The 16,697-nt window shown below is 36.9% G+C and carries 16 protein-coding genes; 7 read left to right on the forward strand and 9 right to left on the reverse strand.

From position 1 onward, the window contains the following. Nucleotides 1-587: 587 nt before the first annotated feature. Complete coding sequence (locus N7974_RS15065; RefSeq protein WP_262966411.1) at nucleotides 588-965, forward strand: hypothetical protein; 378 nt, start codon at nucleotides 588-590, stop codon at nucleotides 963-965. 26 nt (nucleotides 966-991) lie between these two features. Here N7974_RS15065 and N7974_RS15070 read toward each other — a convergent pair whose 3' ends face one another. Beyond that, entirely contained in the window at nucleotides 992-1,486 is a 495-nt protein-coding gene (locus N7974_RS15070) for a hypothetical protein (protein ID WP_262966412.1), read from the reverse strand. Next, nucleotides 1,479-1,700, reverse strand: coding sequence for a hypothetical protein (locus tag N7974_RS15075; protein ID WP_262966413.1), 222 nt, complete (start codon nucleotides 1,698-1,700; stop codon nucleotides 1,479-1,481). The genes N7974_RS15070 and N7974_RS15075 overlap by 8 nt, the downstream gene beginning before the upstream one ends. Nucleotides 1,701-2,120: 420 nt before the next feature. Between N7974_RS15075 and N7974_RS15080 the strand changes: the two genes are divergently transcribed. Continuing rightward, nucleotides 2,121-2,501 (forward strand): H-NS histone family protein, encoded by a 381-nt coding sequence (locus tag N7974_RS15080; protein WP_262966414.1) that lies wholly within the window; start codon nucleotides 2,121-2,123, stop codon nucleotides 2,499-2,501. Between the two features lie 417 nt (nucleotides 2,502-2,918). Here N7974_RS15080 and N7974_RS15085 read toward each other — a convergent pair whose 3' ends face one another. Genes N7974_RS15085 through N7974_RS15095 form a run of 3 tightly spaced genes read right to left on the reverse strand, consistent with a single transcriptional unit; the run spans nucleotide 2,919 to nucleotide 4,836 of the window. Beyond that, nucleotides 2,919-3,608, reverse strand: a complete 690-nt coding sequence (locus N7974_RS15085; protein ID WP_262966415.1) for a hypothetical protein — start codon at nucleotides 3,606-3,608, stop codon at nucleotides 2,919-2,921. Nucleotides 3,609-3,618: 10 nt separating this feature from the next. Next, entirely contained in the window at nucleotides 3,619-4,332 is a 714-nt protein-coding gene (locus N7974_RS15090) for an AAA family ATPase (protein WP_262966416.1), read from the reverse strand. A 24-nt stretch (nucleotides 4,333-4,356) separates the two neighbouring features. Continuing rightward, on the reverse strand, nucleotides 4,357-4,836 hold the full coding sequence (locus tag N7974_RS15095; RefSeq protein WP_262966417.1) for a hypothetical protein: 480 nt from the start codon (nucleotides 4,834-4,836) through the stop codon (nucleotides 4,357-4,359). 804 nt (nucleotides 4,837-5,640) lie between these two features. On the opposite strand from N7974_RS15095, the gene N7974_RS15100 reads away from it, so the two are divergent. Then, complete coding sequence (locus tag N7974_RS15100) at nucleotides 5,641-6,036, forward strand: plasmid mobilization protein (RefSeq protein ID WP_262966418.1); 396 nt, start codon at nucleotides 5,641-5,643, stop codon at nucleotides 6,034-6,036. Between the two features lie 2 nt (nucleotides 6,037-6,038). Further along, nucleotides 6,039-7,919: a relaxase/mobilization nuclease domain-containing protein gene (locus N7974_RS15105; protein ID WP_262966419.1), complete on the forward strand. Its 1,881-nt coding sequence runs from the start codon at nucleotides 6,039-6,041 to the stop codon at nucleotides 7,917-7,919. Between the two features lie 189 nt (nucleotides 7,920-8,108). On the opposite strand, the gene N7974_RS15110 is transcribed toward N7974_RS15105, so the two are convergent. The 4 genes from N7974_RS15110 to N7974_RS15125 form a co-directional block, all read right to left on the reverse strand. Then, entirely contained in the window at nucleotides 8,109-8,351 is a 243-nt protein-coding gene (locus tag N7974_RS15110) for a hypothetical protein (RefSeq protein ID WP_262966420.1), read from the reverse strand. A 63-nt stretch (nucleotides 8,352-8,414) separates the two neighbouring features. Continuing rightward, nucleotides 8,415-10,496, reverse strand: coding sequence for a DUF4238 domain-containing protein (locus N7974_RS15115; protein WP_262966421.1), 2,082 nt, complete (start codon nucleotides 10,494-10,496; stop codon nucleotides 8,415-8,417). A gap of 654 nt (nucleotides 10,497-11,150) precedes the next feature. Further along, on the reverse strand, nucleotides 11,151-11,423 hold the full coding sequence (locus tag N7974_RS15120) for a hypothetical protein (protein ID WP_262966422.1): 273 nt from the start codon (nucleotides 11,421-11,423) through the stop codon (nucleotides 11,151-11,153). A 112-nt stretch (nucleotides 11,424-11,535) separates the two neighbouring features. Then, nucleotides 11,536-12,069: a hypothetical protein gene (locus tag N7974_RS15125; RefSeq protein ID WP_262966423.1), complete on the reverse strand. Its 534-nt coding sequence runs from the start codon at nucleotides 12,067-12,069 to the stop codon at nucleotides 11,536-11,538. A 486-nt stretch (nucleotides 12,070-12,555) separates the two neighbouring features. On the opposite strand from N7974_RS15125, the gene N7974_RS15130 reads away from it, so the two are divergent. From N7974_RS15130 to N7974_RS15140, 3 genes are all read left to right on the forward strand, one after another. After that, a complete protein-coding gene (locus N7974_RS15130; RefSeq protein WP_262966424.1) occupies nucleotides 12,556-13,482 on the forward strand; it encodes a helix-turn-helix transcriptional regulator in 927 nt (308 codons plus the stop codon). A gap of 502 nt (nucleotides 13,483-13,984) precedes the next feature. Beyond that, entirely contained in the window at nucleotides 13,985-15,160 is a 1,176-nt protein-coding gene (locus N7974_RS15135; protein ID WP_262966425.1) for a GTPase family protein, read from the forward strand. A gap of 5 nt (nucleotides 15,161-15,165) precedes the next feature. Next, nucleotides 15,166-16,695 carry a GTPase gene (locus N7974_RS15140; protein WP_262966426.1) on the forward strand — a complete coding sequence of 510 codons (1,530 nt, stop codon included), beginning with the start codon at nucleotides 15,166-15,168 and terminating at the stop codon, nucleotides 16,693-16,695. Nucleotides 16,696-16,697: the final 2 nt, after the last annotated feature.

Below are 16,697 nucleotides of genomic sequence, written 5' to 3' on the forward strand. Positions count from 1 at the left end.
ACGCAGCGGATTATTAATTCGCTGGACAAAAATGATGACACATTTTTAATCGACGACCGTATCTTCCAAGCCGCAGAAATTGGCAGGATTCATGCGAGAGCGGCTTAAATTTTGACGAAGGTATTGTCTTAAAAAGGGAGTTTTAACTCGATGTTCAAGTTTTTAATTCTTAATTTTAACAAATGCTGTTAAATCAGGCTTTACAGCCAAGTATTTATGATATGGCACCTGAACGCATTGACGAAAATTCCTTGATTTATCTGGGATCGTCTCATACATCAAAAAATCATAGATAAATCTGACCGCCTAAAAGGCAGTAGTTTTAACCTTACTGCGGACTAGTAAAACTCATGGCTGGAATTTTCCAGCCTATAACAACCAATGTATATTCTGGCTTAACTAAAACTATTTAGTGTTGAGTCACAATATGTACACTTTTTAAGAGATTCGAAAATGAACGATTTAAAAGAAAAAGCAGTTGATACTGGATATGAATCAGTATTTGATCAGGTGCAGTAGCTTTTAAGTCGGTGCCAACACCAAGATCTAAGCAAAAAATCGTCACATTTTAGGGGCATGAAAATTATATGAACATAAATAAACAGCTTATTATCGACAATACAGTAAATAACTGGGTAGTTAGTAATCATAAAACTTCTATTAAAGAAATGTTAATTGACGAGGCGTTTACTAATGCTTTTAATGCCGGAATTGAAAAATATTTTCCGGAATTTATTTGCGATACCAGTGTATCCATTATCAGTTGGCAATATTCAAACGATGGGCTTGAACTCAGCGAAGTCGATTATGGAATTATAAACCCTAATGATCTTTTCCAATTACTGGGAGAAGTTGAAACTTGGGTAAATAACAATATAGGTTTTCTTACATCAAGAGTTGAAAATATAATTTTAAAAATTGGTTTAAATAATGATGATAAAGAAGATATAGCGGTAGGATTATAGAAATCAGCTTGCTCACATAAAGCTGTCTAATTTCCATATAATTCATCTACAACTGTAGTTACAAGGGCAGCAAGTGAATGATGTTTACTTATAAGCTCAGCACATACATAAAGATGCCATTTATCGTAATCTTTGTTATGTTCACTTTTTTTAAACCAGTATCCATATTTGCTGCATTTTTTAAAAACATCATATCTATTTAAAAATTTACTTAAAACTTTTGGATTATCATCAATAAATACTTGCGCTTTAATTGCTACACATTTTAACGCAACAAATACATCTAACTCATCATCACCTTGAAAATCATCGGTCATGGAGCCACGATCTAGAGATACATCTCCGGAATCAACTATTTCTATGAAAGGGAAGCGAATGATAATGTCACAATACGAAAAATAAATTCTGGCGTACTCTGTTTTATGCGATCTTGACTCAAAAGTTACACTGCGTATTTTGATATTATCCAAATCAGCGCTTATCAAATCTACCAATTCTTCTCCAGTTAGATCATTAAACATTGTTCACGCGGATGCTTAAGTGATGATTGGCCTCCATGTGGTTTATTTCATTTTCATCGACATGAGAGTGATTCATCGTATCGGAAGTTTGAGTGAAACAGGTTTTTATTTTTAATTTATTTGCATACTTTGCAGCCCTTATTGCACGAGAAAGCTTCTCATTGTTTGTTAATTCTCGATTGTTTTGTTCCGCAACTACTTCATTTTTATTCATAATATTACCTTTTTCGTTAATAATTTTTTATCAATATAAGCAATTTATAGTCATCATCAATTTATGTAGAGATAGATTTTTTTAATCAGTTATGATGCATATATATATATCTTATATAATTTATTATATCGGCTTAGTTGTAAATTACTAATACACAGCCAGCTTATTTTAAAAAAATATTGTTATACGAATTTTATTTAATTTATTCAAGTAATTAAGAATAAGAAGATCCTTATAAATAAAAATAGGAGATGGCTATTTATTAGCGATTGAACCATTTGATTAAATCATCTCTTATGATGATATTTGTCTACCAGTTAAATAAATTATGCACATAATTACAATTTAATGTAGCTATAATAATGTCTAAATTAAAAAATAATGTATGATGTAACCAATCGAATAAAATTAGGTAGAAAAATGACTTTAAATGTTGATTATAAAAACTTATCACTTGAAGAGTTGCAAGAAATTATTGCAAATATTGATTATAAAAAATTATCAATCGAAGAATTGCAAAAAATTATTGCAAACTGTGAACTTGAGCTAAAAGATAAACAAAGCCAAATCCACAAAGAAGCTATTGCTAGAATTAAAGAAATAGCTGACTCAATTAATGTGACTGTCGAAATTCATCAAAATGATAGTGAAACAGAAAAAAAGAGCCGAAAAATTATTGAACCCAAATATCGCCATCCCGATGACCATTCTAAAACGTGGACGGGGCGAGGTCGTGTGCCGATTTGGATGAAAGAATTATTTGATAAAGGGCATGACAAAGAAGAATTTTTAATAAAATAAAGGCACACTTCATTTTTGAGGTAAAAGTAGTGTACGGCTCAAACAAAAGGCACAACTGCTTATCAGGCTTTCCTGATATTTTTCTTAAAGCCAGCCATAAAAAATGGTTACGTTGACTTTGAGAAATTATATGTAAGAGTCGTTCCAACCAATCCCCTCGCAAGCGGAATGCCGGTTAACAGCTTAATAGGGGAGGGCTTTCCCTTTTTAACGTGGTATTCTTGATGATATTGGCTTGTGTGCTCCGATTGAAAAAATAGAAGCTAGGAAATAATACGTCAAGAATGTCTCTGATATTCTGAAACTGGGGCGATCTTTTGGTTGCCAGTCTGTTTTTGCGCGATCAATCTACGATGCTCTAATGCTTTAAGAGTATGACTAAACAACAATAATTCTGTTGCTTGTAAAATTAGCCATCTATTTTTTATGTATAAATTTTTCGTAAATAAGATACCCACTGACAAATAAAACCATAGAGCTCATCAGCCAACCAGCAGGAAAATTCCATACTAACTGAAAGAGCCAGGCGCTACGTGTGCTATCCTTATCTAACACGATCCATGGAAGCTTTGGGTTGCCTGTTGCAATAATAGCGGTCACGCTATTAGTCAGTATAATAATCAGCATTTGAATTAAAGCGACAATGCCAACAGTCGACCAATTCTTATGCTTTTGGGCACGAGCAGAGGCATCTATTAATGATTTTTGCTGAGCTAGAAAAATTCTTTCGGCAGATTCATTAACCTGATGAATTAGTTGATATTCTAGGGTGGTATAGGCCTGAGCTGCTTTAAATGCTTTTAGTTCGATATCAAGTTCAACACGTTTTATCTCTTTTTCCGTTGCAGCTTTAATCTTACTTATGCAGTCATCCACGACACCTGATATCTTTTGAGGCACTTCGTCATAAAGTGACTGGTAGCGCTCAAGTTGGAGCAATAATAACCAGAGCGTATCAGAACTATTAATTTTAAGAGCGTCTTTAACGCGATGTAGTCTATCCCTTTCCTTATCGGAGACTGCTCGATCAATTATCTCTTCAAAGGCTGTCTCGATATCTTGGTTATTATCGTATTTCTTGCCAGGTAGATCATAAGTTTTTTCCATACACATACCTTTATACGATTGATGCAAATACTGCTCTGGCGTCGTCTAACCAGGATTCTAGCCCCATTCGTTCGGAAAAGTCTAGTTGTCCAGATTCAAGTGCCTGAGAAAATGGCATTTTGATTGGTTTTAGTGCGCGTTTAAGCCTTTTATTAAGATCAGGCAAAAACATTTCGGAAATGTTCTCATTTTTTAATAAGTCGTTTCGTAAATTAGAATTTTGCCAGTCTGAAAATTCATCTTCTTCAGCGAAAAAACCATTTTTTACGATGATTAATTTATGGATGAGCTCTTTATTATTTATAGTGGTATGTTTGAGCAACTGAACACTATCAACCGCCTCACTTAGCATCCAGACCATGTTTAACGTGTATCCAAGGCTATCGAGTGCTTTTTTAAGTTCTTTCCGCTGGTCAATCATAGTAGACTCAATCTGTGCAGGCAGTGATACTACGATATGTACCTCAACATCCTTATTTTTTGCCATCAGGTTATAAAAATCCCACCACCCATTTTTTTGGCTCAAATCATATTGATAAATTTCAATATAAATTTCATTAATTTTAATATTTGAAAATTCACGATGAAGATCGGCGTTTGACTGGTCAGCATCGAGTACAATGACTTTTTTTCCATCGTGAATTAACTTATCGGTAAGTACTTTAGCCGCTAAGCTCTTTCCTACGCCGCCTTTTTCACTATGGCAAAATGTTAGTACTGACATAAATAATTTCCTCGTTTAGTTTTTTTATAAGTCATCATCGATTGTAATGGGGTAACGCTTTATTTTTGAATCATCTTGCTGGCTCTCTGTGTCATCAAGTCCATTTCCTGGCGGTTTTTTCTGCATTTCAGGTGTAGTTGCACCTGAATATACAGAAGCATTACCAGGAACCTTTATGGATGTTTTGCGTGACTTAGACCTCGGCTTTATATTCTTCACTATGCGATTACCTTCGTTATCTGTGGTACGCATGACTATGCGAATAGTTTCTGGTTCTATATTCAAATTAATTTTTGCTAGTTGAATAACAATTTGCTCAGCAGTAAAGCCTCTGTCTAATAACGCTTTAATTTGTGATCTGTGCCCACATATTAATGATGTCGCACTATCTCTTTTATTTTTCACAGCGGGTTCTGATTTTGACAGTTCAGTTAGCATTAATCCAAAGTTATCCTTGATGTATTTAGTTATCTCTTTGCTGCCCCGTTTTTTAATGATTGTCATATCTATCACTTAAAGTATTACTAAAATATTTATTGATGCATGCTTAGTTGATTAAATTATAGCGTTTTTAACTATTATTCAACAATTGCAACACTGATAAATTTGTATTTGTTTCTAATTTAAAGTAAATGTTATTTTCTATTAATGTAATAATATTTTTGTAGTTGTTTAAAGTCTCTGTTTTTAATGGAAATTATTTATTTTATATGAAATATTTTTTTATTTTTTACTACAAGTATTTTTGTAAAATTTAACTATAGCAGGCGCAATCATTGTTTATTTGTCTATTAGAATTATCAATGTATTAATTTAGTTTTAATTGGTGAATTAATATGTGATTGGTGGTTGAGTTTTATTTTTCAATATCTAATAAATTGACCTACAGCTTGCATGGCATTTTACCTATTAGTTATACAAAGGCTTAATGTCTATTTTTTTTGTTACTTAATTTTTTTATTTATTGCGCGTCATAGAAATATTTTTATTCGGCTTTCATTGTTTAATTAATTTTAGATTGTTATTTTATTTATTTTAAGTAATGCTATTAAGTTAATAATTGTTTGCTGTTAGAATTGACGTATAGGTTTAATTATATGTTTACTAATTGTATTTATTGATATGTAAACAACTATTTAATGTTGCTATTACTTATATATAGTTAATAAATTGGGACAAGATGCCCGTGCAGTGGTAAATAAAATGCTAACGCATTATATTTTCACTTTACGAGTCTTGTTGGGAGTAAACTCCCAAACCCTGCTTCGCTCTTAATTACATAAATGATAACTCTTTGGATTTGACGAAATGGCAACCATAAATAAATCTTCACGCTTTACAAAATCAGATAATCCTCGGGATAAATTCATTACTTTTTATTTAACCCAAGATGAACTTAACGAGATTAAAGGGCAGGTCGCAAATCTGAGTGGGATATCAATAAGTAAATACTGCCGCAGTCTTTTGTTAGGAAAGAAGATCGTATCGAATGTTGATGCTAAATATATTCATGAGATGTCTAGTCTGGGTGCGAATTTAAATCGACTGGGAGGGCTTCAAAAAGAGCTATTTAACAATAGTCATTTGGGAAAGCTATACGCAAGTGATACGGCTAATAATTTAAAGGACATTAGTATCGCCATTGCCGAAATTACGCAATTTGTTCGCGCCATGAAATCTTCCACCAGAGATAATGTGAAATAGACATGCCAATTGGAAAAATACCTGTCAAGAGGCGTGACCGAAAATCAAATTTTCACGCACTCACTGTATATATTAGTGATGCTAAAAAAACGAAGGGCAACGTATGGCTGTTGAACTGTTTGAGCATTGATACAGCTGGAATGGAAATGACGGCAACTGCGATGCAGAATTCGCGATGTGATTCTTCGGCGTTTCACGCAGTAATTAACTGGCCAAGCGATCAAAAACCTACGCCTAACCAGGCTAGAGAAGCTGGTGTAATTGCACTTGAGCAGCTCGGTTTTGATACGAAGAATGGAGGCCATCAGTCCATGATTGGATTTCATCAGGATACAGATTGTTTGCACATACACATCGCAGCAAATAAAGTTCATCCTCGGACTCTTAAATCGCTGCATATCGAATGGAGTTACAAAACGCTACATCATGCTTGTCGCACAATTGAGCTCAAACAGGGCTGGAGCCATCAACTAGGGTTGAAAGAAGTTGTTATTGACGTTAATGGCAACGAGAAAATAGTAGATTCAGATTATCGGAATCAGCGCAATATGGGCATGAGTCAAAAGGCGCTGGACGTAGAAAAACACAACGGCGTATATTCATTTGAACGGTATATAAAAGATACGGTTGGTCCGTCATTAAGTGAAGCATTAAAAGCCGGATTTAGCTGGCAAAAAGTCCATATATTGCTAGATGAGTTTAATGTGTCAATAGTCGAAAGGGGAGGTGGCTTTGCGTTTGCAGATCAACCACTTTTTAAGACGGACTTCACTGATGTTCAACGATCATCGGAAGTTGCCCGTGCTGATAAAAATCATTCAGCTGCTGGAAAGGCTGGAACGTTTGCACGTGGTTCGAACTTAATCAAAAAACTGGGTGAGTTTGAACCCAATAAATTGGATCGCAGATTTCCTAGTGTTCGATATAACGCAAATGCTAAATTGGGTTATGAGCAATTAGACTCTAATGGTCGACAAGTAACACGTCAACTATCACAAGAAGATAAGGACGAAGGTAGGCTTAAGGCGCTATTCGGTAAAGAAATGCTTGAACGAAAAATATTCTTTACCGCGAAAAAAGTTAAGCGTACAGTTGAAATTACGGACGTTAAAAAAATTGAAGAACGTGAGCTCCAAGATCTATTCAATACCTCACGAATAAAGGCGCATGCCGCTAATGCTCTGCTGTTACCTGAATTTAAGCTTTTAACTTCTGACGTTAATACAATTTTACGGACTGAAAGAGATAAAAAAAAACAAGAGCTTAAAAAAAAGCAAATTGTACGTCAGAAAGCCCTGGATGCAGAATTTGACGCGCTTGAGAAGGGGCTACAGAAACACAACTCTTACCACAGATGGCTTGCCGAGCAATCAAAGCAAGACGATGAAATAGGGCGCTTGGCTAAGCATTTTTATCGCTTATCTAAAATGCGTGAACAGTTTGCAAAAAATAAACAGCAAGATCAAGGTAATGAGACTTTTCAGGCTCCAGTTTCAAAGCGGCATCTACTAGTTGCATTTAGTATTTCAAAAGACTTAGAGGTGCGGGGATATAAAGCTTATGACAATAAAACGCACATCGCTTACGTTAAGGATCACAAGGTTAAATTTAAGGATTATGGGAACACGATCAGTATCAATGATCAAGAAGATCAATCAATCCGTGATGCGGTGACATTAGCGATTGAAAAATGGGGTAAGACCATAAGAATCAATGGTAACGCTGGTTTTCAGGCGAATGTGGCTAGAATGGCATTTGAATTGGGTGTTGAAAAAATTCAGTCAGATGATAAGCAAGCTTTAGAAATCTTTAAGGTATTAAAAGCGGGTAGTGAGCCATTGGACTTAGCCAACTCCGTGAATTTTGAACTTATACTGCAATGACGTAAAGTCATCGGAAATTATTAAATTTACTTTAGTTGATTGATAGCCGTCGGCCATTACCCGCCAATCACGATATTTTGTCGAACGGCAGGTTTAGAATTATGATTGTTCATTCATAACGTTTAAGCGGTGCGACGCCATGAGCATCTAAACGAGCGCATTGTTAGGTTCTGGCTGACAGATCATTGACTATAATTTTAATCCAACGTAATAAACCGACCGTACTTTATAGTCATAGTTCAAACAACTAGACAGAGCCAACAACCGCTGAACTTTGCTGTCATAGATACCGCCTTCAGGCGCTAGAATACTACAGTCACCATTCACAAACTCGGCTGTTCTATCAGAATCAATCTGCCCGAGTCGACTTTTCAATCGAGTCACTGATTCAGTCAATCCTTCCAACTGATCAGGATCATATTTATTAGCCAACACTAGCTCATCAGCATGCTTCAATGCTGTCCTAACAGCAGTAAAGTGATGCTGGGTTTTGGTTTATGACTCAACCATAAGATGATCCATTGGTATCCGGCTTATTTGCCCATAAACATCATTCCACGGATAGGAAACCACATCCATCTGCCTATGCTGTGCGGCTTGAAGTTCATTCCATCTAGACTCACTGTCAGTTACGATGACTGAACCTGTGACCTGAGCTACAAACAAAGCCATTTCATAATTTGGCACCATGCTGAATTGCATAAACTGACCGTCACCACCTGGCTGTATTGGTTGGAGCATGGTCAATGGAGATGCTTCGGCATTCGCTTCTAACTTATCAATCAACTGAGCAGCTACATCCTCAGGTATACCAAAATCACAAACCAATGAACGGATTTTGACATCTCTAGGCATCATATGAATTGCGTTAAGATAGTCCTCGATTGCCAATTTTTTACAGACTTCCATATCTCGTTCACTTTCAATAGTTCTTCGCCGAGATGTGGCCATATCCATCATAGCTTTCATTAAATTCCGGTCGAAGTTACTCGGATCAGGAATTAGGTTTATAAGGCCATAACCAATGTACGGCTCTAATTCCAACATTAACAAAAAATCTTTGAGCGCTTGGTATTTGTACTGGGATGGTGATTTAACTGGACTAAATTCAGGTTTTACATTATTGGGGTTGATTATGGGGCTCTCGATAAGAAACTCATCAAATAACGAAGCTATTGGCACCGCGTGTAATCTGATAACTCGAACATCAAGCACGCCAGTGTACAAAGCTCTGAATTTGCCATCTGACTTTGGCAGCAATGAATAGATATCAGTTTCACGCGGCCATAAGGCTGAATAGAATCGATATATCTTGGCAATCTGCCCCTCAGTAATTTCACGTCTGACATCTAGCCAAGTCTTGCCAGCGTCAAGTCCTAAAATTCCCTTGATTGCACGACAGAATGCCAAGTTTCGTTCACGTATACTCAGCTCGGTCCAACTGGTTCGTAATTCTTTAGGTAAGTCTTTGCAGCAATGCTTGTATTTGCGGTTACTGCCACACCCACATTTATCATTTCTGCCCAGCTTTGATTCATCAGTTTCTTTCTTCAAGTATTCATTCTGAGGAGTTGTACGACCAAAAGCATCCTGATAATAAGTCCTGCCATCGTCATAACCAGCAAACATTTTACCGCCGAAATGGTACAACTCATCAGATGGTGCACTTAGCACATGACGCAACTCAGTCCAATCGCAATTCAGTTCATTTTCAGGGTAAAGCCAACTCTCTTTTCCAGCTGCAATTGAGTCTTTGGCTCTGGACTTGATAATGTGATTTATTTTGGTCACTTCATCGGCTGTCAGTTTTCGTTTATTAATGAAATTAATAGTGTTGACCATTGACTGCCGAATTTTGGTCGCGTTTGTACGCGGCTCCAGCGGATTCAAACCATCTGGGTCTTGTGCATATTCAAGGTTAGTCAGTATCAAGCATCGATTCTTATCCAGTGGGAATATGGTTTGAGATCCCTTTAACGCAATGTCAGGGTCATTTGGATACGCGCATAATGCAGAATCTGGCGGACACGCGTAGTTGTAGATAGTTACAGGATGGTCAGACAAAATAAATTTAACGTCAGAATTTTCAGCTGATACCAGTTCCCGAACACTTTCAGTCCATAGCGTACAGTGGATAGTTCTTAAAGCTTGCATCTCAGTCATTAGCTGAATCTGACTTAATTTAAGGTACTTAGTCTTAACCCAATCTAAGCCTTTAGGTGTTCGTAATTTTTGAGCATCTAGGTAGGTGAAGAAGTCTTGAAAGTTATGGTGCCACCGAACCAGATCATTAGTTAGAAACGCCTTAACTGCATCAGCACCATTATCATCAATCGGACCAAACAACTTCTTCTCGATTTCGTCATTGACTATCGTTCCGAAAAAGGTCGAATACAGGTCTTTCTCGTAAAAGCATTGCGTTGAGGTGAACCAATTTTTACCGTAGACAATTTTGTTCGAGCCGTCTTTTAGCTTTATCTCACGGCGTTTGAGATGCCGCAATTCATTATCGCGTTCATCAACGAATCCGTCTTGGTGCCATTGCGGCACGTAATGATTATTTCTTGTTTTACTCATTGCATATGAAATATGCTCATTTTATGGGGCAATTTATGATTTCCCTTTCTGTATATCATCGGTTATAAGTAACAATGGTCGGTAACGATTAAATAATAGCCATTGAATCAGATAGAGCGATAGTCCGCAAGAGATCGGGTGGAGCCGATGGACTTGCTTTTTAATATTGTGGATTTTAATGGCGGCTATCTGGAATTATTTCCGGCACAAAACGAATAGTCGCAATCGGCCCAGACTGTGTGAAAACTCACAAATAAAATCTTCAGAGGTCGAATTTACTCCATTTACTTGTAAAAACAGAGTGAACTATCAAGGGTCACTCACATTTTAAAGTGCAATTCAATAAATAATCCGTTAGTTATTTCCACTGGCTTTAGTGATTTTGAGTTTTCACACAGTCTGGGCCATTACCGGTCCGCCACGAACGACTGCTTTATGGCGATGAATCTGGCAGAATATAATTGTGTAATATGCCAGGAAGAGATCAATATTGTTTCCAATGAACATCAAGTTAACCCTTGAATGCAGTCATTGAGTTAAATAGTTGAGTGCTTGGGATGAACCTTTAAGCATGAGTATAGGTTTTCTTCATATTTACAGAAAAACCCCCAATGACCAAGAAGGTCAAAGGGGCGGTTGAGTTGTAGATATTGATTACTTTATCTTTAGTTGAGGCTTGTTGTACTGAACATTTCCAACCGAATCCGTCTGATAAACCTTGTCGCTTTTGATTTGGTATTGTTGCTTGTTGTATTGTTTGTTGCCGTAAGGATCAGTTTGTATTATCCGACCGTCATTTTGTATGGTTTGCGAGGGTTTGTTGTATTGGATGTTGCCGATTGAATCGGTTTGGTAGATACGCTCCTCGTCGGCGTAGGCACAAAGACTGATTAAGCAAAAGAATGTTACTTTAAATGCTAGTTTCATAATGACTCCTTAGCCAGGTTTAAACAATAAAAAGCTCTGATGACGAGGCTTTTAGGCGAGAGATGAATGAGTCCGTGCCTATTTATAGCCCGTTCGTAACAGACAGATTGGCTCACGAGCCAATCTCCCCCCAATTATCATTTGCTTTTATAGGATCAGCTTCTTTTACAGCCTCTTTATTTATTACTGGTGTATTTTCTTGATAAGGGGCCTGGCTATTACCAGTGTTTTCAATAGACCCATACTTATTTTCAATAGCACGTTTTTTGAGCATATATTGACCATTATCAACCTGCTTAGTCATTAACAAAGCATCCAAATCCAACATATCTATATTTTTTAGCTTGGTGCAATTAGCTACCGTGGCATGGTAATTAATCTCTTGAGCACCATTGTAGCCATTAATTGGATCCCAAAGTACAGAATAAGGCCATAAAAGCAGATCAAGAACACCTGCACCATACTGACGAGTATAAAACGATCCGCCACCAGGAAGAAGACCAAGTGCTGTCGCTGCACCGGTACTTTTTTCTTCAATTGCAAGTCCCTTCGCTTCATAACCCAATAACTCTTGATGCTGCATAGTATTAAGTCCGGAAGCGCAACCACCGGTAAAGACGGCAGCAAAGAGTATTATTTTTTTCATGTTGTTATCCAATTTATTATTGCGAATGGTCCGTACTTTCTAATGAATAGTTAAGCTAAATTTCTAGAATTAGATTTTCATGGTTACCTCTCCACTAGAAAAACTGCTGATTGAATAAATTCACTTCGGCAGGTGAAATATTTTTCTAAAAAAAAGCCATACGAAAGTACAAAAGATAACTATTGCTATAAATTTCAAAGCACCAGAAAAAATAATTACCCATACCGAATAAGCGCCAAGCTTCACAAAAACCACCCCAAGTATTACAAATAAAATAAATGCCCAGAACATGATACCTATCTCCGTTTTTTAATAAATTTAAGATGGGTACAATCATGCACTGTGGGGATGACAGGTCATGTCGTTTTTATGCAGATAAATTATTTATAAGTCTTATTATCAAATTGGTTATTATGGCTAGAAAAACGACATCACCTGTCACTGTGCTTAGGCATAATGCTGGCATACACAACATAGGAATAAAATATGGCCAATAATCATCATGACACGCTTGTTTACCGATTAGTGCAGATGCTGGTAAAGCTAAATCAAGGCGAAAAGCTAGAACCGCGTGCGTTGGCTGAGGAATTTGGCGTTAACATGCGGACTATTCAGAGAGATTTAAATCAAAGATTTGCTTATCTACCTCTGGAAAAAATTGATGGTCGTTACCAACTTGACCCAACATTTCTTGGCAAGATCAGTATTAAGGACATTCAACGCTTTGCGAGTTTAGCGGGTGTAAAAGGACTATTCCCTTCATTAGGCAATGATTTTTTACGTGATATTTTTGATTCCCGATTACAATCGGCGTTACTTGTTAAGGGGCATAACTACGAAGATATAGGAGATAAAGGCTTTTTGTTTCGTGACCTGGAAAAAGCAATTGTTGCCCATCATCCGGTATCGTTTAGTTATATGAAAGCTGAGGGCTTAAAGTCATATCAATCCGTATTACCCTACAAATTGGTTAATCATAAGGGTATTTGGTATCTGGCCGGTCAGGATGGTGGAAAGATCAAGTCCTTTAGTATTACCAAGCTGTCAAACTTGCTAACACTGGAAACTTTTTTTGTTTGGGATTCTAAAATTGATACCCATTTGGCTGAAGATGACGGGATTTGGTTATCTGATCCGAAACAAGAAGTGGTTTTGAAAGTGCGTGCCGAAGTTGCCGGTTATTTCAAACGCCGTAAATTAATTGCCAATCAAGTAATTGAGAAAGAACTTGAAGATGGTGGATTGATCATCTCGGCAAAAATTGGCCATTCCAATCAAATCTTGCCCATCGTGCGCTACTGGATTCCAAACATACGGATCATTAGCCCCGAATATTTACAGGTGGAAATTGATAAGGGCTTAAATGAATATTTGGGGCGGAGCGAGTCGGCTAACGTCCTTGTGAATTATTGATAATCATGAAATTGCTATTTTCATCAAATAATAATTTTTATATATTAAATGTACTAGCTATATTTAAATTAATAGGCCATGATATGAAGATTTATAAAATAAGCCTTCTTATCATTTTGACGAAATCGGTAATAAATTTGAGTAAGGTGTTTAACGATGAGAATCTTGATTTATATTTTTCCAATTATAGCTTTATTGTATCTAAGCATGGTGCATCCACAGGCTTTCAAAAGACTATTGAAATTAGGGTGGGTACTCATTTCTTTAGTCATATCACTGTTTGTCTTTTTACTCGTGCTAAATAATTGTGAGGACAGTTGCTCAACGGCAGAACTATGGGTTGCTTTGGCTCCTCTGACTGGCGTTTCTTTGTACATTTGGTATCAATTATTTATGAAACAATCTGATTAGATAAAAATCATAATAGACTCCAAAGGCATTAATAAACAAACTAACGTTAAAAATTTAATACTTTTTGATTTAATTTTTTTAAGGGATAAATATGGATATCTTCAAAAATTGGACATGGCAGGGATTAGGAGATGCTATTTTCACTCCAAAAGCTGAGGGGTTAGAATCTAAAATTGAAGACATTAAAAAGCAGTTACCAACACCTGTTTTCTGGTTACTCGGTAAAACTCAATCAGGAAAAACATCTTTAATTCGTCAAATTACAGGTAACGATGCCGCGCAAATAGGTAATGGTTTTATTCCTTGCACGAAGACATCGCAATTTTATGACTTCCCCTCGCCCTCTCACCCAATAATACGCTTTTTAGATACGCGTGGCTTCGGCGAGGCCAATTATGATCCTACCGAAGATCTCAAATGGTGCGTAAATAGGTCACATTTGTTGATCGTAGTGTTGCGCGTATCAGACATGAATCAAAAAGATATTGTTAAAGCAGTAAAAGACATAAATAAACAACATCCCAACTGGCCTATTGTTGTTGTACAAACATCATTACATGAATGTTATCCAAACAACCAAAGTGAACATATACAACCATACCCTTATCAACAATCACCATTACCACCACAAGTACCGCATGAATTAGCAAGTGCTCTGTTACATCAACGTGACTGGTTTAAATCATTGCCCACCGTACGCTTTGTGCCTGTTGATTTTACTTTGCCAGAAGATGGATACGAACCTTCAAGTTACGGCTTGGAAGCGTTATGGACAACCATTGAAGAAGAGTTACCCAAAGGCCTTATAAATTTATTAAAAGGCTCAAAAAAGCATAAAGAATTATTGGATTATCACGCTGAGCAAGCACATCCTCACATTACGGGATATGCACTTTTAAATATAGGGATTGGAGCCGTTCCGATCGTGGGAATTCCATTGGCAGTTGCAACACAAGCAAAACTATTTCACAGTATTACTTCAATTTATGAACTGGAATTAACCCGCCAACTTTATACTGAATTTATTGGACTTTTTGGAACCAGTATCGGCATAGGTTTATTAGGTCGAGGATTAGTGGGGCTTGTCCCAGTCTATGGCTGGGCAGTCTCCGGTGCTTATTCAGGAGCTATGACGTATGGGTTAGGAAAAGCTTTTTGTGTTTATTTATATAGCGTTAAACGGGGGGCTTTACCCAATAAAGAAATGGTTAAAAAAACCTATGCTGAAGCGTTTTCTGATGCCCGTGAATTGTTGAAAAGTAAGTAAATATTATGTCATTTTTATTAACACGCTTTGGCGTTATTTTAGGTTTATTTTTTTTATTGCCTTTTCTTGTTCTTAGCGGTTTGGGGGGGTACTGGTTATGGCAACAGGGTTGGCTGTCACAAGGAATTGGCGTTATATCTGCGAATACTCTTCTGTTTTATAGCTTGTTGCGATGGCGGAGCCATAAAGAAAAACCATTACTTATTAAAAGCCTTGAAATTACTCCAAATCCTAATTGGGCAGATGATGCTCAACAAGCTTGGTTAGAACTAGAGCGTTTCTCTAAAAACTATCCAGTAAAAACTGATTTATTAACAGATCCAAATAAAGCATTAAAACTAACTAACCAAGTATTACTTTTGGTTGCCCGTCATTTTAATGCAGACTCAAAATACCCTATTTTAGAATTCCCGTTACCCTATTTAATCAAGCTTATTGCGCTAGTTTGTGAAGACTTGCAGCAGGATGTGCTAAACAAAATTCCTGGTAGTCATGCTGTTCGGGTCGGCGATTTGGTTCGTACAAAAGATTTGCTTAATAATATCAATCAACTTAAATCAATTTTTACAGTTGGGAATTGGTTGTTTAATTGGTCAGGAGCCGCACTAGGAAAAGCACGAAGTTTATTATTTTATAAAGGACTGGATAAGGTTCGGGAAGAAATAGTGCAGCGTTTAGTTAGCGCTTATATTAGCAAACTTGGTTACTATGCTATCCAACTTTATAGTGGCCAACTAACTTTAGATGACATTGTCCCTACAGACATATTAACCGGTGACTCAAAAATAGATGTTGTAAAAAATAGAGCGCATGAATTATCTATAGAACCTTTACGAATATTGGTGTTAGGTCAGGTTAGTAGCGGTAAGTCGAGTTTAATTAATGCATTATTTGGTGAAACAAAAACAGCAGAAGGCGTATTACCAACGACTTCAGAAATAACGCCTTTCATACTGGAACGGGATGGATTGCAACAGGCTATAGTCCTTGATAGTGCCGGTTACGGGGGCTTAGAGCATGAACATGCCCCGACCGCATTAAAAAAAGAATGGACTAAAGTCGATGTAATTTTAATCGTATGTAATGCCTCACAAGCGGCTAGATCAGAAGATGCCAAGCAACTACATAGCATACGTCACGAGTTCCAAACACAAAGAAAAAATAGAACGTTACCCGTAATTATTGCCGTAGCAACTCAAATTGATCGTTTACGCCCTTTTCGTGAATGGTTGCCGCCTTATGATATTCAACACCCCCAATCACTCAAGGCACAGAGTATCCGAGATGCTTGTGAAGTGATTGCGCATGATTTGAGCTTACCTCTTGATCGTATTATGCCGGTCTGTCTGGCACCTGAAAAATCAACTTACAACATAGATGATGGTTTAATTCCATTAATTCATGAACTGCTGAATGATGCACAACGTGTACGTTATTTACGATGTTTACGTAATTACCAAGAAAAAAGCTATTGGCAGCAATGGCGGAAGCAAGCAACAGATACCGGAAAGTTTATTATGAATATAACCTCATGAAT

This window comes from Methylobacter psychrophilus (assembly GCF_025583945.1).
In the GTDB taxonomy this organism is placed as follows: Bacteria; Pseudomonadota; Gammaproteobacteria; order Methylococcales; family Methylomonadaceae; genus Methylobacter_C; species Methylobacter_C psychrophilus.